Here is a 19,187-nt window from a genome sequence, read left to right on the forward strand (position 1 = left end):
CTTTGGAACTGCGAAGTTTTTAAAGAGCTCGAGCGTCTTGCCCTGCGCCCTACTCCACCGTCACGGACTTCGCCAAATTGCGCGGCTGGTCGACGTCGGTGCCCATGAACACGGCGGTGAAATAGGCCAGCATCTGGATCGGCAGCGCGTAGATGATCGGCGAAATGATCTCCGGCACTTCCGGCAGGATGATCGTTTCCATCGTCTTGACGCTGGCCTGGGCAGCGCCCTTGGCGTCGGTGATCAGGATGATCTTGCCACCGCGCGCCGCCACCTCCTGCATGTTCGACACCGTCTTTTCGAAGATGCGGTCATGCGGCGCGATCACAATCACCGGCATGTTCTCGTCGATCAGCGCAATCGGCCCGTGCTTCAATTCGCCCGCCGCATAGCCTTCGGCATGGATGTAGGAGATTTCCTTGAGCTTCAGCGCGCCTTCCATGGCGAGCGGGAAATTGGTGTCGCGGCCGAGATAGAGCACATCCTTGTAGCGCGACAGCTCGCGCGAGATGCGCTCGATCTGCTCGTCGAGCTTCAACACCTGGGTGGCGAAGCGCGGCGCTTCGGAAAGCTCGCGTACCAGCTGCTTTTCTTGGTCGCGCGAGATCGTGCCGCGCGCAACGCCCGCGCGGACCGCGAGCGCAGCCAAGACAGACAGCTGGCAGGTGAACGCCTTGGTCGAGGCAACACCGATCTCCGGCCCGGCCAGCGTCGGCAGCACGACGTCGGATTCGCGCGCCATGGTCGATTCGCGCACATTGACGACGGCGCCGATCTTCATGCCGGCCTTGCGGCAATAGCGCAGCGAGGCGAGCGTATCGGCCGTTTCGCCCGACTGCGAGATGAAGAAAGCGGCGTCATTGGCCGACAGCGGCATCTCGCGATAGCGGAACTCCGAGGCGACATCGATGTCGACGGGCAGCCGCGCATAGCGCTCGAACCAGTATTTCGAGATCAGCCCGGCGAGATAGGCGGTGCCGCAGGCCGAGAGCGCCAGGCGGCCGATCTTGGCAAAATCGAACGGCAGATCGAGCGGCTTAGACGCGCCCGAGACGAAATCGACATAATGCGCCAGCGTGTGCGAGATCACTTCGGGCTGTTCGTGGATTTCCTTTTCCATGAAGTGGCGGCGGTTGCCCTTGTCGACCATGAAACTGGTCGACAGCGACTGCTGGCGCCCGCGGGCAACCTTGTTGCCGTCGATGTCGTAGATCGTCACGCCGTTGCGGCGCACGACGGCCCAGTCGCCGTCTTCGAGATAGGTGATCGAGTTGGTGAAGGGCGCCAGCGCAATCGCGTCGGAACCCAAAAACATCTCGCCCTCGCCATGGCCGACCGCGAGCGGCGGGCCGTTGCGGGCGCCGACGATAAGGTCCTCGTCGCCCTTGAACATGATCGCCAGCGCGAACGCGCCCGATAGCCGCTTCAGCGCCGCATGCGCCGCCTCGACCGGCTTCAGCCCCTTGGCGAGTTCGCGCGCCACCAGATGCGCGACGACCTCGGTGTCGGTCTGCGAGGCGAAAGCATAGCCGTCACGGGTAAGCTCGTCGCGCAGCTCGGCGAAATTCTCGATGATGCCGTTATGGACGATCGCGACGCCGTTGGAGAAATGCGGATGCGCATTGGTCTCGTTGGGTACGCCATGCGTCGCCCAGCGCGTGTGGCCGATGCCGATCGTGCCGTCGAGCGGCTCTTCCTTCAGCCGGCGTTCGAGATTGATCAGCTTGCCTTCGGCGCGCCGGCGGCCGAGTTCGCCCTTCTCGATGGTGGCGACGCCGGCCGAGTCGTAGCCGCGATATTCAAGCCGCTTCAGCGCATCGACAATGAGCGGCGCGACTTGGGCTTGGCCGACAATTCCAACGATGCCGCACATGCGATAGCCCCCGATTCCCAGCGGAAAACCCAGCGTTATCTAGGGACTGCCGGCCTGCCGCGAAAGTCACTTTGCGTTTCGTTCCGTGTCAGCCGGAACGGTCTTTGACACATGAATATGACAAGTCGCTCTTGCAATCCGGTTACGTGAACCGCTCGGCTTTTCAGGGCCTTGGTTCTGACTCGTTCATATTTGGCGGAGTTGCTTTCCGCAGGTAACCGGCAAAGATCATTCCGCGGCCTTCTTCCTGGCCGCGGCAGCAGAGGCAAAGCGCTCCCGCAGTTCCTTGCCTTTCCCAGGAATCGTCTTCTGGCGGGCGCGGCCGAAGGCCAGCGCGTCGTCGGGCACGCTTTCAGTGATCACGCTGCCCGAGGCGATGTAACCGCCCTTGCCGATCGTGACCGGCGCGACCAGCGAGGAGTTCGAGCCGACAAAAGCGCCCTCGCCGATATCGGTGAAGAATTTCGAATAGCCGTCATAATTGCAGGTGATGGTGCCGGCGCCGATATTGGCCCCGGCGCCGACGCGTGCGTCGCCGATATAGGTCAGATGGTTGACCTTGGCGCCCTCCTCGATCGTCGCCTGCTTGACCTCGCAGAAATTGCCGACCTTGGCCTTTTGCTTGAGTTCGGCGCCCGGCCGCAGCCGCGCGAACGGTCCGACATCGCAATTCGCGGCGATCGTCGCGCCCTCGATATGGCTGAAGGCATGGATTTTCGCGCCATTGGCGATCCGCACCCCCGGCCCGAACCAGACGTTCGGCTCGACAATGGTGTCGGCTCCGATCTCGGTGTCATGCGAGAAATAGACGGTTTCCGGCGCGATCAGCGTGACGCCATCCAGCATGGCCTCGCGCCGCCGGCGGCCCTGCCAGATGGCTTCCGCCTCGGCGAGTTCGGCCCGGTTGTTGATGCCGAGCGCGCTCTCGAAACTCGCTTCGGTGGCCACCACGTCGAGCCCGTCCGCGCCGGCGATCTCGACGATATCGGTGAGATAATATTCGCCCTTGGCGTTCTTGTTGCCGACCTTGTCGAGCAGCCGCAGCGCATGCTTGCCCGCCACCGCCATCATCCCGGCATTGCAGAAGCCGATCTTTTTCTCCGCTTCGGAGCAGTCTTTCTCCTCGCGGATGGCGACGAGCTTGCCGCCCTTCTCGATCAGCCGGCCGTAGCCGGTGGGGCTGGGCGGACGAAAGCCGATGACCGCGACGGCGGCGCCCTCAGCCAGCTTTTGCCGCGCCGCCGCCAGCGCGCCGGCATCGATCAGCGGCGTATCGCCGAACATGACGAGCACGTCGTCGTAACCCTTTGAAATCGCTTCACGCGCGGCAAGCACGGCATGCCCGGTCCCGAGTCGCCTCTCCTGCACGAAGGTCTCAGCCTTAGGCGCGAATTTCTGCGCCGCCTTGCGCATCTCCTCGGCGCCATGACCGATCACCAGCGCTACACCCGTCGCGCCGGCCGCCTCGGCCGCCCTCACCACATGCGCCACCATCGGCAGGCCGGCAATGGCATGCAGCACCTTCGGCATCGCGCTTTTCATGCGCGTTCCCTCGCCGGCGGCAAGGATGACGGACAAGCAGGATCTCTGGCTCATGGATGGGCAACCGTATGAAAAGCGTTTGGAATCAGGGCATGTTAGCAGTGGCACTCATGCTGCACCAATGCGGTTAAATTCCGGTGAGATGAGGGAGCGGCTCACCCGATAGACGAATCCCGCGATGAAGTCGTTATGATTTCCTTACAGATCATCCATACATAATTGCCCGTGGATGGAGCGTTGCCACATCCCTCCCAAAGCAGGAAGATCGATGCCCAGGAAGCTTCAAACCTACCGGTGCAAGCAATTGCTGGAGGCAGACCTAGAGTTTTCCTCGTATCATTTTGAGCGAGGAAAGACCTATACCGATGACGGCACGACAGTGATGGATGCTTACACTAGCAACAGCGGCTGGTTTGAACCAGCTGAGGCCGACGCGCACACTGTTACAGTAACTCATCCCGAAGCCGAGCAGCGTCACGCGGGCCGGCGAAAATAGTCACCCACGCCGCCCAACGGTACGGCTGGTTCTCCGATCGCCGAGCAGCTACCCCAGCCGTCCCAACACCGGGAAATTCTCCAGCAGCCAGTACGACACGCTTTGCACGCCGCCGGTCAGGAAGAACACGCCAGCGACCACCAGCAGCGCGCCGATCGCTTTCTCGACGCGGCCGAGATGGACGCGGAATTTGCCGAGGAAGCGCATGAAGGCGCCGGAAAACAGCGCCGCGATCAGGAACGGGATGCCGAGGCCGAGCGAATAGGCGGCGAGCAGCAGCGCCCCCTCGCCGACCGTCTCGCGGCCGCCGGCCAAAGTCAGGATCGGTCCCAGCACCGGGCCGATGCACGGTGTCCAGCCGAAGGCGAAGGCCAGGCCCATGACATAGGCGGCGACCATGCTGGCCGGCTTGCCCTGCGACTGGAAGCGCGCCTCGCGCGACAGCAGCGGGATGCGCAATATGCCGAGGAAATTCAGCCCCATCAGGATGATCAGCACGCCGGCCGCCATCGCCAGCGGCTCCTGCCAGACGCGCAGCAGCCGGCCGATGGTCGAGGCGCCCGCGCCGAGCGCCACGAAGACGGTGGAGAAGCCGAGCACGAAGGCCAAAGAGGCATAGAGCAGCGCGCCGCGCGCGCCTTGCTTTGCCGTCACGCTTTGGTTGCCGCGGAAATCGTCGACCGAAACACCGGCCATGTAGCAGAGGTAAGGCGGCACCAGCGGCAGCACGCATGGCGACAGGAACGAGACCGCCCCTGCCCCGACCGCGCTGACATAGCCGATGTCCAATGCCATTTTACCTGCCCCGATACGTGCTGGCGCCGATATAGCGATGCGGATGCCGCCCTGCCAATCACCATTCTGTGGCGCATGGTCGCGAGGGAAGAAACAGCCCCGCCTGAGCGTTGATCTGATGAGCGCGAATTGACCGCGCTTGCACTCAGGGAGATTTGTCATGAAACCGATTGCACTCGGGTTTGCCGTGCTTCTGTTCGGCACCGTCGCGTCCCAAGCCACGGAGGCGTGGAAGGAAGCCACTGTCGGTGGCGCCAAGATCTACACCGACGCCAAGGGCATGACGCTTTACACCTACGACAAGGACGAGAAGGGCAAGTCCAACTGCTACGACAAATGCGCCGCCAACTGGCCGCCGCTGAAAGCCAAGGCGAGCGCGAAGGCCGACGGCGAATGGTCTGTCGTCAAGCGCACCGACGGTACCCATATGTGGGCCTATGACGGCAAGCCGGTTTACACCTTTGTCAAGGACAAAAAGGCTGGTGACATGACCGGCGAAGGCGTCGCCGGCGTCTGGCACGTGGCCAAAGCTGATTGAGTCTTGTGGAGTATCGGCTGGGCTGCCCATCCGCGGCAGCCAGCCATCGCCGACCAGACGGTTCCCACGGCTTGAGATACGAACCGCCGCTTGCCCAAAAAATGTGATCTTTGCCATACACTCTAAGAGTGTATTGCCGGCAAGGGCCCGGCAATTTGGCTGCTTCCCCTTGACCGATCGCAAAAGCGCGGCCATGTGAGCGACGAAAAGAGTGGGATTTCGTCGTGTCGCGGAGTTCTTCCGCCGCCTCCAATGATTAAGAGACCTCATGGACGTCGTCGTCGTCGAATCGCCGGCCAAGGCGAAGACAATCAACAAATATCTTGGCAAGAACTATAAGGTCCTGGCCTCGTTCGGGCATGTCCGCGATTTGCCCGCCAAGGACGGCTCGGTGCGCCCGGACGAGGACTTCGCCATGTCCTGGTCGGTCGACACCGCGTCCGGCAAGCGGCTCGCCGATATCGCCAAGGCGGTCAAGGATGCCGACGGCCTGATCCTCGCCACCGACCCGGATCGCGAAGGCGAAGCGATTTCCTGGCATGTCCTCGAAGTCTTGAAGCAGAAGCGCGCGCTGAAGGACAAGCCGGTCAGCCGCGTCGTCTTCAACGCCATCACCAAGGCCTCCGTGCTTGAAGCGATGGCCAATCCGCGCCAGATCGACGCCCCGCTTGTCGATGCCTATCTCGCCCGCCGCGCGCTCGACTACCTTGTCGGCTTCACCCTGTCGCCAGTGCTGTGGCGCAAGTTGCCGGGCGCCCGTTCGGCCGGCCGCGTGCAGTCGGTGGCGCTACGCCTGGTCTGCGACCGCGAATCCGAGATCGAGCGCTTCATCCGCGAGGAATACTGGCAGATCGCCGCCATCCTCAACACGCCGCGCAACGACAATTTCGAAGCGCGGCTGACCGCCTTTGCCGGCAAGAAGCTGCAAAAGCTCGATATCGGCAACAAGGCGCAGGCCGACGACATCAAGGCGATGCTGGAAGGCGCCGCTTTCAAGGCGCTTTCGGTGGAAGCCAAGCCGACAAAACGCAATCCCGGCCCGCCCTTCACCACCTCGACGCTGCAGCAGGCCGCCTCGTCCGGGCTCGGCTTCTCGGCCACGCGCACCATGCAGGTGGCGCAAAAGCTTTATGAAGGCATGGACATCGGCGGCGAGACCGCCGGTCTCATCACCTATATGCGAACCGACGGTGTGCAGATGGCGCCGGAGGCCATCGAGGGCGCGCGCGGCACCATCGTCAGCGAGTTCGGCGCGAAATATTTGCCGGAAAAGCCGCGTCAATATACGGCCAAGGCCAAGAATGCCCAGGAAGCGCACGAGGCGATCCGCCCGACCGATTTCGCGCGCACGCCGCAATCGGTCCGGCAGTATCTCGATGCCGACCAGGCGCGTCTCTACGAGCTGATCTGGAAGCGCGCCATCGCCAGCCAGATGCAGCCGGCCGAGATCGAGCGCACGACGGTCGAGATCGAGGCGGTCAACGGCGTCCGCACCGCCGAGCTGCGCGCGATCGGCTCGGTCGTGCGCTTCGACGGCTTCATCGCCGCCTACACCGACCAGAAGGACGACGACGCCGAGGACGAGGAAAACCGCCGCCTGCCCGAGATCCGCGCCGGCGAGCAGCTTGTCCGCCAGGCGATCAACGCCACACAGCACAGCACAGAACCGCCGCCGCGCTATTCCGAAGCCTCGCTGATCAAGAAGCTGGAAGAGCTCGGCATCGGCCGGCCATCGACCTACACGGCGATCCTGAAGACGCTGGAAGACCGCGACTACGTCACCATCGACAAGCGACGGCTGGTGCCGCAGGCCAAGGGCCGGTTGCTCTCGGCCTTCCTGGAAAGCTTCTTCGAGCGCTATGTCGAATACGACTTCACCGCCTCGCTGGAGGAGAAGCTCGACGAGATTTCCGACGGCAAGCTTGCCTGGAAGGACGTGCTGCGCGACTTCTGGAAGGATTTTTCGGGCGCCGTCGACGACATCAAGGAACTGCGCGTCACCGACGTGCTCGACGCGCTCAACGAAGAACTGGCGCCGCTGGTGTTTCCCGCGCGCGAGGACGGTTCGAACCCGCGCATCTGCCCGAAATGCGGCACCGGCAATCTGTCGCTGAAGCTCGGCAAGTTCGGCGCCTTCGTCGGCTGCTCGAACTATCCGGAGTGCTCGTTCACCCGCCAGCTTGGCGACGCCGCCAACCCCAATGGCGAGAACGGCGGCGGCGACGATGGCACCAAGGTGCTCGGCAAGGACCCCTATACATCAGAGGAAATCACGCTGCGCTCCGGCCGTTTCGGGCCTTACATCCAGCGTGGCGACGGCAAGGAAGCCAAGCGCTCCAGCCTGCCCAAGGGCTGGACGCCGGAATCGATCGATCATGAGAAGGCGCTGGCGCTGCTGTCGCTGCCGCGCGATATCGGCAAGCATCCCGAATCCGGCAAGATGATCTCCGCCGGGCTGGGCCGCTATGGGCCGTTCGTGCTGCATGATGGCACCTACGCCAATGTCGACAGCATCGAGGATGTGTTCTCGATCGGCCTCAACCGCGCCGTCACGGTCATCGCCGAGAAGCAGCAGAAGGGCAAGGGCGGCCGCAACGGCGCCACGCCGGCGGCGCTGAAGGAGCTTGGCGACCATCCCGATGGCGGCGGCAAGATTATCGTGCGCGACGGCAAATACGGCCCGTATGTCAATTACGGCAAGGTCAACGCGACGCTGCCCAAGGGCAAGGATCCGCAATCGGTGACGATGGAAGAGGCGCTCGCCCTGATCGCCGAAAAGGAAGCCAAGGGCGGAGGCGGCAAGAAGCCCTTCCGCAAGGCAGCTAAAAAGGGATAGCAAAGTGGCGCGCAGGATCTCCGGAAGAACCCACGGCGATCCGCGCAACGCCGATACCAGGGCCAAGGTGGTCAAGCACGACTACCGGCCCTCGCGCGAAGAAATCCTGCGCTACATCGCCGAAAATCCCGATCGCTCCGGCAAACGCGAGATCGCGAAGGCCTTCGCGCTGCGCGGCGAGGACCGCGTGTGGCTAAAGGACCTGTTGCGCGATCTGCAGGACGAAGGCTTGCTGACCAAGGAGCGCAAGCGGCTCGCCCGCGTCGGCGCCCTGCCCCATGTCGCAATGCTCGACATTTTCGGCCGCGATGGCGACGGCATCTTGCTGGCCCATCCGGCGGAGCCCGTCGGCACCGGCGAACCGCCTGTCGTCTCGATCCGCGTATCGCGCGGCGGCAGTGGCCCGGCGCCGGGCATCGGCGACCGCGTGCTGGCAAAAACCTTCCCGACCGACGATGCGACCGGGCCCGCCTATACCGGACGGGTGATGAAGATCTTCGAGAAACGGACCGATGCCGTGCTCGGCGTCTTCCGCGTGCTCAAGGACGGCACCTTCCGCATCGAGCCGGTGGAACGGCGTCAGCCTGAACTCATCGTCGACAAGGAATTCCAGAACGGCGCCAAGAATGGCGACTTGGTCGAGGTCGAGCCGGCGCGCGCTTCGCGCTACGGCCTGCCGCGCGCCAAGGTGCTGGCGGTGCTCGGCTCGCTGACCAGTGAGAAGGCGGTCTCGATGATCGCCATCCACGCGCACGACATCCCGCATATCTTCCCGGCCGACGTCCTTGCCGAATCCGAGGCCGTGAAGCCAGCGACGATGGAGCATCGCGAGGACTGGCGTGACCTGGCGCTGGTCACCATCGATCCGGCCGACGCCAAGGACCATGACGACGCCGTCTTCGCCATGCCAGACCCCGACGAGAAGAACCCCGGCGGCGTCATCGCCACGGTGGCGATCGCCGATGTCGCGGCCTATGTCCGCTACGGCACCGCGCTCGATCGTGAAGCGCTGAAGCGCGGCAACTCGGTTTATTTCCCCGACCGGGTCGTGCCGATGCTGCCCGAACGCATCTCCAACGATCTCTGCTCGCTGCGCGAAGGCGAGGACCGGCCGGCGATTGCCGTGCGCATGACTTTCTCCGCGGAAGGCCGCAAGCTGCGCCATTCCTTTCACCGCGTCATGATGAAGTCGAAAGCCAAGCTCGCCTATCCGCAGGCGCAGGCCGCGATCGATGGCGTGACGGACGACAAGACGCGGCCGATCCTCGACAGCGTCCTGAAGCCGCTTTGGGACGCCTATGCCGTGTTGAAGCGTGGCCGCGATGCCCGCCAGCCGCTGGAGCTCGACCTGCCCGAGCGCAAGATCCTGCTCAAGGAAGACGGCACGGTCGACCGCGTCATCGTGCCCGAACGCCTCGATGCGCATAAGCTCATCGAGGAGTTCATGATTCAGGCCAATGTCGCGGCCGCCGAGACCTTGGAAGCGAAGAAAGAACCGCTGGTCTACCGCGTCCACGACGCGCCTTCGCTGGCCAAGCAGGAATCGCTGCGCGAATTCTTGGCAACGCTCAGCCTGTCGCTGGCGCGCGGCGCGCAGATGCGGCCGAGCCAGTTCAACGGCATCCTCGAGCGCGTGCGCGGCGCCGACAACGAAGCGCTGGTCAACGAGGTGGTGCTGCGCTCGCAGAGCCAGGCCGAATATTCGCCCAAGAACATCGGTCATTTCGGCCTCAACCTGAAACGCTACGCGCATTTCACCTCGCCGATCCGCCGTTATGCCGATTTGATCGTCCATCGCGGGCTTATTGCCGCACTTGGTCTTGGCTCGGGCGGCCTGACCCAACAGGAAGCCGACCGGCTGGAAGAGATAGCCGTGTTGATCTCGGCAACGGAACGCCGCGCCATGGCGGCCGAGCGCGACACGGTCGACCGGCTGGTCGCCGCCTATCTCGCCGAGCGCGTCAACGACACGTTCGACGCGCGCATTTCCGGTGTCACCAAGGCTGGACTCTTTGTCCAATTGCCGCAGTTCGGCGCGGATGGTTTCATCCCGGTGTCAACCTTGGGCGGCGATTACTATATCTATGACGAAACCGCCCGTTCGCTGTTCGGCGAACGCACCGGCAAGGGCTATCAGCTCGCCGATCGCGTCGAGGTCCGGCTGATCGAAGTTGCGCCAATGGCCGGCGCGATGCGTTTCGAGATGTTGACCGACCCGAAGCCGCTGCCCGGCTCGAGCCGATCATTCCACAAGGCCAAAGGCCGCGCCCGCGCCTCACAATCGCGCTCTGGGTCGCGCGGCAGGAGACGGTAATGCCAGAAGAACTTAGGCTGGAAGAACAGGTTTTCGGCGGTGAACATCATTCCGGCCGCGTCGCGCGTCCGCTGTGGCCGGCAATCAAGCGCGGCATACTTGGCCGTTGCCCGCGCTGCGGCGAAGGCAAGCTGTTCAAAGGCTTCACCAAGACGGTCGAGGAATGCAGCGTCTGCGGCGAGGAAATCCACCACCATCGCGCCGACGACCTGCCCGCCTATCTGGTGATCGTCATTGTCGGCCACATCGTGCTCGGCGCCTTCATGGCTGTCGAGGCGGCCTACACGCTTGCGAACTGGCAGCACGCGCTGATCTGGGTGCCGCTGACCATTATCCTTTCGCTCGGCCTGCTGCAGCCGGTCAAAGGCGCCGTCATCGGACTGCAATGGGCGCTCTATATGCACGGCTTCGGTGGCGAGAAAGACGAGTTCGAGCCGCATCCGGGCAGCTGAGGCAGCCACCCCGGTTTGGGGCTGGTGCAAAGGCCGGAATGCGCAAGCCACTTTCGCATTCAGGAAGTTTCCGCTAGGTCGAGCGCATGAACGGAATGACCAAGGCGGATGTCGACAAGCTCGATAAAGGCCTGGCCGTGCGCAGCGGCCGGCCACTACGTCCGCGCGACGCCGCCACGCTTATCCTGCTCGACCGCAGGGACGGCGACGTCGTGGTGCTGATGGGCAGGCGTCACGCCGGCCATGCCTTCATGCCCGGGAAATTCGTCTTCCCCGGCGGCCGCACCGACCCCGCCGACAGCCGCATCCCGATCGCCGCTCCGCTGCATCGCGAGATAGAGGCCAAGCTCGCCGCCGGTCCCGGCCGCACGAATCCCGTCCGGGCGCGCGCCATTGCGCTGTCGGCAATCCGCGAGACCTATGAGGAAGCCGGCCTGCTCATCGGCCGCAAAGGCGCTTTGGCGACGACGAAGCGCGACTGGCAGGGCTTTGTCGAACACGGTGTGGCGCCCTCGCTGGATGTGTTGCGCTTCATCGCGCGCGCCATCACCCCGCCCAATCGCGTGCGCCGCTTCGACACCCGCTTCTTTGCCGCGTGGCGCAGCGACGTCGCCGTGGAACTGCCAGGCGGCGGCCCCACCAACGAGTTGGAAGAACTCGTCTGGCTGCCGCTTGCCGAGGCGCGCAAAGCCGATATTCCCGACATCACCCGCATGATTCTGGCAGAGCTGGAAAAGCAGCTCGCCGACGACCCTTTGCTGCGTCCAGGGGGCGCCGTGCCGTTCTTCCGGCTTGTCCGCAACCGCTTCGTCCGCGAAGTCCTTTAGAAACAGAGCATTTATCCCATGACGGTCGATACCCAACAACAGGGCGACGAACGCGTACACTGGCTGCCGATGATCGCGGCGATCTCCTCGATCAGCGTCGTTGGCATCGCCATCGGCCTTGGCATGCCGCTGCTCAGCGTGATCCTCGAAACACGAGGTCATTCGGCTTCGATGATTGGCCTCAACACCGCTGTCGCCGGCCTCGCCTCGATCGCCGGTGCGCCGCTCGCCACGCCGCTCGCCATGCGCTTTGGCGTCGCCTGGACCATGATCGCCATGATCGCCACCGGTGCGCTGGCCTTCGTCGGCTTCCATTTCGCGCCCGATTTCTGGATGTGGTTCCCGCTGCGCATCGTGCTGCATATCGCGCTGACGGTGCTGTTCATCCTGTCCGAGTTCTGGATCAGCACGTCGGCGCCGCCGCAGCGCCGTGGCCTTGTTCTCGGCATCTACGCCACCGTTCTGTCGCTCGGTTTTGCCGCGGGCCCGTGGCTGTTCGCCCATCTCGGCAGTTCCGGCTTCCGGCCGTTCGGCGTGATCATCGCGTTGGTGACGCTTGCCGCCATACCTGTGCTTGCCGCCCGCAACGAAAGCCCAACCATCGTCGCCGACAGCGAGACCAGCCATTTCCTGCGCTACATCTGGCTGGTGCCGACCGCGACCTTCGCCGTGCTGGTGTTCGGCGCGGTCGAGACGGGCGGCTTTGCGCTGTTTCCGATCTACGGCAACCGGATCGGCTATTCGGAGGCCGACGCAGCACTCCTGCTCACGATGATCGGCCTCGGCAACGTGTTGCTGCAAATTCCGATGGGCATGATCAGCGACCGTGTCTCCGATCGCCGCTATCTGCTTCTGGGCTGCGCCACGGTCGGGCTGATCGGTACGGCTTTCATGCCATTCTTCGCCCAGAACTGGCATTTGATGGCAGCGCTCCTGTTCGTCTGGGGCGGCGTGGTCGCGGCCATGTACACGATCGGCCTCGCCCATCTCGGCTCGCAGCTCTCCGGCCACGAGCTCGCCTCCGCCAATGCCGCCTTCGTGCTTTGCTACGGCGTCGGCATGGTGCTGGGCCCGCAGGCGATCGGCATCGGCATGGACGCCTTCGGCCCTTCGGGCTTCGGCTGGTCGCTGGCTTTCTTTTTTGCCGCCTACATGGCGCTGGTCAGCGTCAGGCTTGTGCGCAAGATCCTCCTCTAGACCCGTCGCTTCAGCTGCCCGGCAATTGCTCTGCCGGCTCCTGACGATGGAACGCCGCGGCCGGCAAGGCTGCTGACGTCACCGTGTCAGCAGCACCCCTGCTATACCCAACTTCCAACGCAGGTAAGCAAGGAGAATTGCGATGGTCGACAGCGGGTTCGAAACCAAATCCCTGAGGATGGAATTGCTTTTGCTCGTCAGCTTCCAGGCGCCGGCAGCCGATGTCGAGCGCATCATGCAGGCGGTGGTGGCGATCACGCCGCTGCGCATGGGCAAGTACGACAGCAACGCCTACCAGTCGGCACAAGGCATCGAGCGCTATCGGCCGCTCGAAGGCGCGGCTGCCGGCGCCGAGACGGAGTTGCGCCGGCGCCCAGGCACGGTCGAGGTGTCGTTCGAACTCCCCGACGACCAGCCGCTCGCCGCCCGTGTCGTCGAGGCGATATTCCAGGCCCATTCCTACCAGGAGCCGGTGATCCGCATCCAGCCGCTGCTGGCCAGCCGCTCCAAGGGCCTCGACGACCGCGCCAATCCCAACCGCTGGTGGAACACCACAGGCGACTGGAAAAAGGCAAATGCGCTGATCATCGAGAACGCATGACGCGACGAAAGCTGGCCATGCGGCAATGGGCAAGACGGCGCCTGGGCTTGACTTTCCAGGCGCGTTCTTTATGTGTCGCGCCAAGTTTCCCGCGTCCGGGTGTTTTCCCCGTGCACCAGCGGCCAAAACTCCACGAACATTAACGGACGAAAATCATGGCCAAAGCCGCAAACATCAAGATCAAGCTTCTGTCGACCGCCGACACCGGGTTCTTCTACGTGACGAGCAAGAACAGCCGTACCAAGACCGACAAGCTGTCGTTCCGCAAGTACGACCCGGTCGCCAAGAAGCACGTCGAGTTCAAGGAAACCAAGATCAAGTAATCTGGTCATTCCGAGATATCAAAGCGCCGCCCTCCGGGCGGCGTTTTCCGTATGTAAACCCTTGTTTTTATTGCATACAATCTAATCTAGCATAACGGCTCGCATAACGCGCCGGGTTGCCAGTATGGCTGGCCAGCGAAGATCAGGAACCTTGCCCCAACCGAACGGGTTGAGCTCGTGACGGCGGAGCATTTGTTGTCCCTCAACAGCGATGTAGGGTCTGGTAACCTTAATTGGCCGTCACGCAGGACTGCACACACCTTCAAATCAACAGATCCCTCGGATCATTCCGCCCTACTCCGCGTTGAACCATCACGGAGATTCAACATGGGCGACGATCGGCACCACAGAATTCAGCAGCGCGCCTACGAGATTTGGGAACGCGAAGGCGGCGTGCATGGCGACCCGGAGAAACATTGGCACCCCGCGCGGGCAGATTGATGTCGTAGGTAGGGTTGACGCAAGGTTTGGCGGGCATAATGCCCAGACATCAGGCAAACCGGAGCAAATGCCATGGACCAATTGTCGATCGAACAAATCGGGACAATCGTCGTGGTGGTTCTTCTAACCTGGTGGGGCGCCGACAAGGTTATTTCACATAGTTCTCCCAAGCCGACCGTGACCGAGGCGCCCGTCATGGTGCCGGAATATGTATTGAGGCAACAACGCTTGGATAAATGGATAACAAGACACGGCTACGGGCTCGTTTAAGACTGGGCAGCCGACTTGCTTTGCACGACCTGCAAAAGGATGGTTACCTGAAGGGGTGCTGGGATGAGTCCCTATCAGCGATATTTGCTGACAATCAGCGTGACGATCCTTCTTTTTTCTGTAACTGATTTCGCGCTGCTTCAACGCTCGGATGTTTACCTGACCGCTCACGCGGCAGTATGGACCGCACAAAGTGCGGCCTACGGCGTGGCATTCGTAGTGCTGTCGATGGGGATAGCAGCCGTTGCAAAGCGATCATCAGGGATGATCAAAGATATATTAGCCCGCATTGCCGATGGGCTGCACAATGGCGGCCTATTCCTAACACTTTATATACTCTTTGTGACCGCCGTCGCGCTTTTCATCGATTTGGCTGCTGACATGCAACGTCCGCTGATGGATGGAACTTTCGTCTTGTTCGACCAGACTCTTGGGTTTGATTGGCCTGCGACCGTGGAACGGCTCAACGCATCGCCAACGGTCGCCGCGATCCTGCTGTTTTGTTACCGATCGATCCCGTTCCAAGTCATGCTCACCGGATGCATGTATGCTGCTATTGGCCGTCAAGAACGATTGTTCGAGTTCGCCACGACGCTTGTTTTCGCTCTATCGATCGCGTCGTTGGTGACGATGGCGATACCGACTGCCGGCGCCTATGCCTATTATCATCCTGCGGCTGAGACATTCAGCAACTATACGGCAAGGGGTGGGCTTGCTCATTTGTCTGTGCTTGAGCAGTTGCGGGCGAGCGAACCGTTCGAATTCAAGCCAGACAATATCGTCGGGCTAATATCCTTCCCGTCCTATCATACGTCGCTCGGCATCCTCATTACCTATGCCTGGAGGCGAACCTTTGCCGTCTTTCCCTTGGCGCTCGTCAATTGCCTGATGATCGTCGCCACGGTCCCCGAAGGCGGCCACCATCTCGCCGATGTCATTGGCGGCGCTAACGTTGCGCTTATATCGATAGCGTTTGTCATGTGGATTGGACGTAACGACCGCGGGAAGGCCGAGGTCGGCGCATGGAAGCCGGCATCAGAGGATAGCCGGCAACACCCTTGCTGATTCGCACCTCGTCGATATAGCCGTTGTAATCGCTCTCGGCGCCGGTACCGATTTGCGGCGGGTCCGCGGTGTTGAAAGGAGAACGCGCTGGACGGAGGCGTTGCAGAATTCGCCATGCTGGCATTGCCGCCGATGACAATCGTGCGGCCGCGTGAAACGCCGCTCTCCGGGCGGCGTTTTTGTTTGCGGACAACCCCGCGCGAATTAACCGCCGGCCACCCGTTCAGCATAAGGCTCTGATGTTAGTTTTGCTGAAAAGGGGGCCGGTCGGCGTTTGGCAGCGGTACGAGGAGGCCACTATGTGCCAGCGCCGGCCGGCCGACCCCACGGACCCAGGAGATGCGGCGGACCTGAGCATCATGGGGTATTTTTCGGGTCGGGCCGGCTAGTCTACCCTCGTGCCGGCCTCGTCTTCGGTCTATGCGGCGCAGATTTGCGCAAGAACGTATGAAAATCAACCATTTCTTAACCACCACCCCGAATCGCTCGGGTTAAGGTAAATTTGTAACCCTGTTGGTCAGCCCGGAATTGGCGCGTTCTACTAAGCGGCCTTTGCCACCACTCGGTTGCGTCCACCGCTCTTGGCTTCGTAAAGCGCAAGGTCGGCCCGCTTCATAAGCGCAGCGACCGTGTCGGTCCCTTTCAGCACCGAGGACACTCCGACGCTGACCGTGACCTCGATCATCTTGCCGTCGTTTCCGATCGCGAACGGCGCCTGCGCGATTTCGGCGCGGATGCGCTCGGCCACCTTCTCGGCGACCGCGCCATCGGTATCCGGCATCACCACGACGAACTCCTCGCCGCCGAAGCGGCAGGCGAGATCGATGCCGCGCACATTCTTGCGCAGCCGCTTGGCGAATTCGCGCAGCACGTCATCGCCGCCGTCATGGCCATGCGCGTCGTTGATCGACTTGAAACGGTCGAGATCGGTGATCATCACCGACAACGGCCGCCGTCGCGCCACGGCGCGGTCGAACAATGTCTGCAAATGGCTGTCGAGATAGCGGCGGTTGTGCAGCCCCGTCAGTCCATCGATGACGGCCATCTCGATGGTCTGGGCAACACTGGCGCGCAACTGGTCGTTGTAGCGCTTGCGCCGCACCTGCGTGCGCAGCCGCGCCGTCAGTTCGTGCTGGTCGATCGGTCGGATAAGATAGTCGTTGATGCCGAGCTCCAGCCCACGCAGGATCCGGCCTTCCTCGCCTTCTTCGGCAAGCAGCATGATCGGCAGAAACCGTGTGCGATCGAGCGAGCGCAACTGCGAACAGAGCCGCAGCGCATCGAAGTTGGCGAAAGCCGTCGAGACCAGCACGCACTCATATTGCGTCTCTGCTGCCTGGAAGAAACCGGCATTCGGGTCTGTCGCGACGTCGAGGTCCGCGCTGCTGCGCAGCATCTTCTGGATACGCTCGACCGAGGATTTGCGCTCGTCGATCAAGAGCACGCGTGGCCTGACATCGTCGGTCGCGAAATCGCGGCTCAGGAGCTCCTCGATGCCGATGTTGCGGGTGGTCGAGGCGCGCAGCCTGAGCTCGTCGGTCAGCGACTTCAGCCTGACCAGGCTCTTCACCCGCGTCATCAGTTGCAGATCATTGACCGGCTTGGTGAGAAAATCGTCAGCGCCCGCCTCAAGGCCGCGCACGCGATCGGAGACCTGGTCGAGCGCGGTGATCATGACCACCGGGATATGCGAGGTGGCCGGGTCGCTCTTCAGGCGCCGGCAGACCTCGAACCCGTCCATGTCGGGCATCATCACGTCGAGCAGCACGACGTCGACCTTGCCGTTCTCACAGGTTTCGATGGCATCGGCGCCGTTGTTGGCCGTCAGCACCTCGAAATATTCAGCCAGCAGCCGAACCTCCAGCAGCCGCACATTGGCGGGGATGTCGTCGACGACGAGGATCCGCGCGGTCATATCAGCAGGCTCCGGTTCGGCAAGTGGTATGCATCAGGCATCGCCCAGGTAGGATTTGATCGTCTCGATGAAGCGCGGCACCGAGATCGGCTTGGAAATATAGGCTTCGCAACCACCCTGGCGAATGCGCTCCTCATCCCCTTTCATGGCGAAAGCGGTGACGGCGATGACCGGAATGGTGTGCAATTCATCGTCTTCCTTCAGCCATTTGGTCACTTCCAGGCCGGACACCTCCGGCAGCTGGATGTCCATCAGGATCAGGTCCGGCCGGTGCTGGCGCGCCAGATCGAGCGCCTCCAGCCCATTGCGCGTGCGAACCGTCTCGTAACCGCTGGCTTCGATGAGGTCCCGAAAGAGCTTCATGTTGAGCTCATTGTCCTCGACGATCATCACCTTCTTGGCCATCAATTTCCCATCCCGACCGCCTTCGACGCGAAGACAATCGTCATGCGCCCTTTCCCGGACCGCATCCAACCCGTCTCCACCCTACGTCAATATGATTGACGAAACGGAAACCGGGGGGTGGAAAAGCTGTTCCATTTCCACCTTCCGACGTTGCACCAATGCAGCTCGCCCGGAAATGTTCAGCAGTTCTGGGAGCGACGACATGCATCAAAATAAAGACCTAGGCGCGTCGCCTGAATCTGTTTCAGCGCGACGCGCTTTGGCGAGCGGAGACTTGCCGCAAGCGGCACTTGCCGTTACTGCGGAGAGAGACTCAAAAATCCACCATCCAAAGGTAATGATGGCGAACGCAGCGTCAATGCGCGAAGAAGCGGAAACCATTGCCGTCAGGGCGCTGGGCTTCGTCGCGGCCGATCCCGAACTTCTGCCGCGCTTCCTGGCGATCACCGGCATCGAGGCGAATTCGATCCGCGAGGCCGCGGCCGAGCCGGGCTTTCTCGCAGGCGTGCTGCAATTCATCCTGGCCCACGAGCCGACGCTCCTGCGCTTTGCCGAGGAAACCGGCACGCCGCCCGCATCCGTCGGCAAGGCCTTGCGGGCGCTGCCGCTCGGCAATGACGATCACGAGCATTCGACATGAGTGACGATCCCGAGACAGCACGCCAGATCGAGGAGCTGGCGGCCGACGACCGTCCGCTTCTGGTGCTCGACGTCGACGATGTCGTGCTCGAATTCATCCGCCCTTTCCCGCATTTCCTGAAGTCGCGCGGCTTCGGCCTCACGCTTGCTTCTTTCCGCCTCACCGGCAACATCGCCGAAACGGCAACCGGCCGGCTGATCGAACAGCCCGAAGTGACAGCGCTTTTGGGCGATTTCTTCGATGCCCAGGCCGACTGGCAGACCATCACCCAAGACGCCGCGGAAACACTGGCCGGGCTCGGTCGGCGGGCAGAAATCGTCCTTTTGACCGCCATGCCGCACAGGCATCGCGCGGCGCGCCGAGCCCATCTCGATGCCCTCGGCCTCAATTATCCGCTGCTGACGACGGAAATGGCCAAGGGTCCGGCCATCGCCAAGCTGCGCGGCGCCAAAGGTCGGCCTGTCGTCTTCATCGACGACCAGCCCGGCAATCTGGTGTCGGCGCGCGATTCGGTCGCCGATGCGCACCTGTTCCACCTGATGGCCGACAACTCGCTACGCGCCTTCCTGCCGCCGACGCCCGAGGGCGTCGTCTCCGTCAATGACTGGCAGGAAGCCGCGCCGAAGATCGCGGCCGCGCTGGGTCTCGAACCTTAAC

Annotated in this window: 18 protein-coding genes; 13 read left to right on the forward strand and 5 right to left on the reverse strand. The window is 62.7% G+C overall.

Annotated features, from left to right (window positions below):
* Positions 1 to 49 precede the first annotated feature (49 nt).
* The 3 genes from glmS to AB6802_RS15135 form a co-directional block, all read right to left on the reverse strand.
* On the reverse strand, positions 50 to 1,873 hold the full coding sequence (glmS, locus tag AB6802_RS15125) for a glutamine--fructose-6-phosphate transaminase (isomerizing) (protein WP_371010916.1): 1,824 nt from the start codon (positions 1,871 to 1,873) through the stop codon (positions 50 to 52).
* Between the two features lie 228 nt (positions 1,874 to 2,101).
* A complete protein-coding gene (gene glmU / locus AB6802_RS15130) occupies positions 2,102 to 3,469 on the reverse strand; it encodes a bifunctional UDP-N-acetylglucosamine diphosphorylase/glucosamine-1-phosphate N-acetyltransferase GlmU (protein ID WP_371010917.1) in 1,368 nt (455 codons plus the stop codon).
* 490 nt (positions 3,470 to 3,959) lie between these two features.
* Positions 3,960 to 4,706, reverse strand: coding sequence for a cytochrome c biogenesis CcdA family protein (locus AB6802_RS15135; RefSeq protein WP_371010918.1), 747 nt, complete (start codon positions 4,704 to 4,706; stop codon positions 3,960 to 3,962).
* A 160-nt stretch (positions 4,707 to 4,866) separates the two neighbouring features.
* Between AB6802_RS15135 and AB6802_RS15140 the strand changes: the two genes are divergently transcribed.
* The 11 genes from AB6802_RS15140 to AB6802_RS15190 all read left to right on the forward strand — a co-directional run bounded on the left by AB6802_RS15140 (position 4,867) and on the right by AB6802_RS15190 (position 15,570).
* Entirely contained in the window at positions 4,867 to 5,244 is a 378-nt protein-coding gene (locus AB6802_RS15140; RefSeq protein ID WP_371010919.1) for a hypothetical protein, read from the forward strand.
* A gap of 268 nt (positions 5,245 to 5,512) precedes the next feature.
* The gene (topA, locus tag AB6802_RS15145) at positions 5,513 to 8,080 is read left to right on the forward strand and encodes a type I DNA topoisomerase (RefSeq protein WP_371010920.1); all 2,568 of its coding nucleotides are present in this window, start codon (positions 5,513 to 5,515) and stop codon (positions 8,078 to 8,080) included.
* Positions 8,081 to 8,084: 4 nt separating this feature from the next.
* A complete protein-coding gene (gene rnr, locus AB6802_RS15150; protein ID WP_371010921.1) occupies positions 8,085 to 10,394 on the forward strand; it encodes a ribonuclease R in 2,310 nt (769 codons plus the stop codon).
* Positions 10,394 to 10,846: a DUF983 domain-containing protein gene (locus AB6802_RS15155; RefSeq protein ID WP_371010922.1), complete on the forward strand. Its 453-nt coding sequence runs from the start codon at positions 10,394 to 10,396 to the stop codon at positions 10,844 to 10,846. The genes rnr and AB6802_RS15155 overlap by 1 nt, the downstream gene beginning before the upstream one ends.
* A gap of 86 nt (positions 10,847 to 10,932) precedes the next feature.
* On the forward strand, positions 10,933 to 11,673 hold the full coding sequence (locus AB6802_RS15160) for an NUDIX hydrolase (RefSeq protein ID WP_371010923.1): 741 nt from the start codon (positions 10,933 to 10,935) through the stop codon (positions 11,671 to 11,673).
* Between the two features lie 18 nt (positions 11,674 to 11,691).
* The gene (locus AB6802_RS15165; RefSeq protein ID WP_371010924.1) at positions 11,692 to 12,870 is read left to right on the forward strand and encodes an MFS transporter; all 1,179 of its coding nucleotides are present in this window, start codon (positions 11,692 to 11,694) and stop codon (positions 12,868 to 12,870) included.
* Between the two features lie 142 nt (positions 12,871 to 13,012).
* Complete coding sequence (locus AB6802_RS15170; protein WP_371010925.1) at positions 13,013 to 13,471, forward strand: hypothetical protein; 459 nt, start codon at positions 13,013 to 13,015, stop codon at positions 13,469 to 13,471.
* Between the two features lie 155 nt (positions 13,472 to 13,626).
* Complete coding sequence (gene rpmG / locus AB6802_RS15175; protein ID WP_006201775.1) at positions 13,627 to 13,794, forward strand: 50S ribosomal protein L33; 168 nt, start codon at positions 13,627 to 13,629, stop codon at positions 13,792 to 13,794.
* A 327-nt stretch (positions 13,795 to 14,121) separates the two neighbouring features.
* Positions 14,122 to 14,235, forward strand: coding sequence for a DUF2934 domain-containing protein (locus tag AB6802_RS15180; protein WP_371010926.1), 114 nt, complete (start codon positions 14,122 to 14,124; stop codon positions 14,233 to 14,235).
* 72 nt (positions 14,236 to 14,307) lie between these two features.
* Positions 14,308 to 14,505: a hypothetical protein gene (locus AB6802_RS15185; RefSeq protein ID WP_371010927.1), complete on the forward strand. Its 198-nt coding sequence runs from the start codon at positions 14,308 to 14,310 to the stop codon at positions 14,503 to 14,505.
* A 63-nt stretch (positions 14,506 to 14,568) separates the two neighbouring features.
* Positions 14,569 to 15,570: a phosphatase PAP2 family protein gene (locus AB6802_RS15190; protein WP_371010928.1), complete on the forward strand. Its 1,002-nt coding sequence runs from the start codon at positions 14,569 to 14,571 to the stop codon at positions 15,568 to 15,570.
* Between the two features lie 541 nt (positions 15,571 to 16,111).
* Here the strand turns inward: AB6802_RS15190 and AB6802_RS15195 are convergent.
* Both AB6802_RS15195 and AB6802_RS15200 read right to left on the reverse strand, forming a co-directional pair.
* Positions 16,112 to 17,485 (reverse strand): PleD family two-component system response regulator, encoded by a 1,374-nt coding sequence (locus AB6802_RS15195; protein WP_371010929.1) that lies wholly within the window; start codon positions 17,483 to 17,485, stop codon positions 16,112 to 16,114.
* A gap of 33 nt (positions 17,486 to 17,518) precedes the next feature.
* Entirely contained in the window at positions 17,519 to 17,890 is a 372-nt protein-coding gene (locus tag AB6802_RS15200; RefSeq protein WP_371010930.1) for a response regulator, read from the reverse strand.
* A 340-nt stretch (positions 17,891 to 18,230) separates the two neighbouring features.
* On the opposite strand from AB6802_RS15200, the gene AB6802_RS15205 reads away from it, so the two are divergent.
* Together AB6802_RS15205 and AB6802_RS15210 are read left to right on the forward strand one after the other, a co-directional pair.
* The gene (locus tag AB6802_RS15205; RefSeq protein ID WP_371010931.1) at positions 18,231 to 18,530 is read left to right on the forward strand and encodes a DUF3572 domain-containing protein; all 300 of its coding nucleotides are present in this window, start codon (positions 18,231 to 18,233) and stop codon (positions 18,528 to 18,530) included.
* Positions 18,527 to 19,186 (forward strand): hypothetical protein, encoded by a 660-nt coding sequence (locus AB6802_RS15210; protein WP_371010932.1) that lies wholly within the window; start codon positions 18,527 to 18,529, stop codon positions 19,184 to 19,186. The genes AB6802_RS15205 and AB6802_RS15210 overlap by 4 nt, the downstream gene beginning before the upstream one ends.
* Position 19,187: the final 1 nt, after the last annotated feature.

The organism is Mesorhizobium sp. RCC_202 (genome assembly GCF_041355295.1).
Lineage (GTDB): Bacteria > Pseudomonadota > Alphaproteobacteria > Rhizobiales > Rhizobiaceae > Mesorhizobium.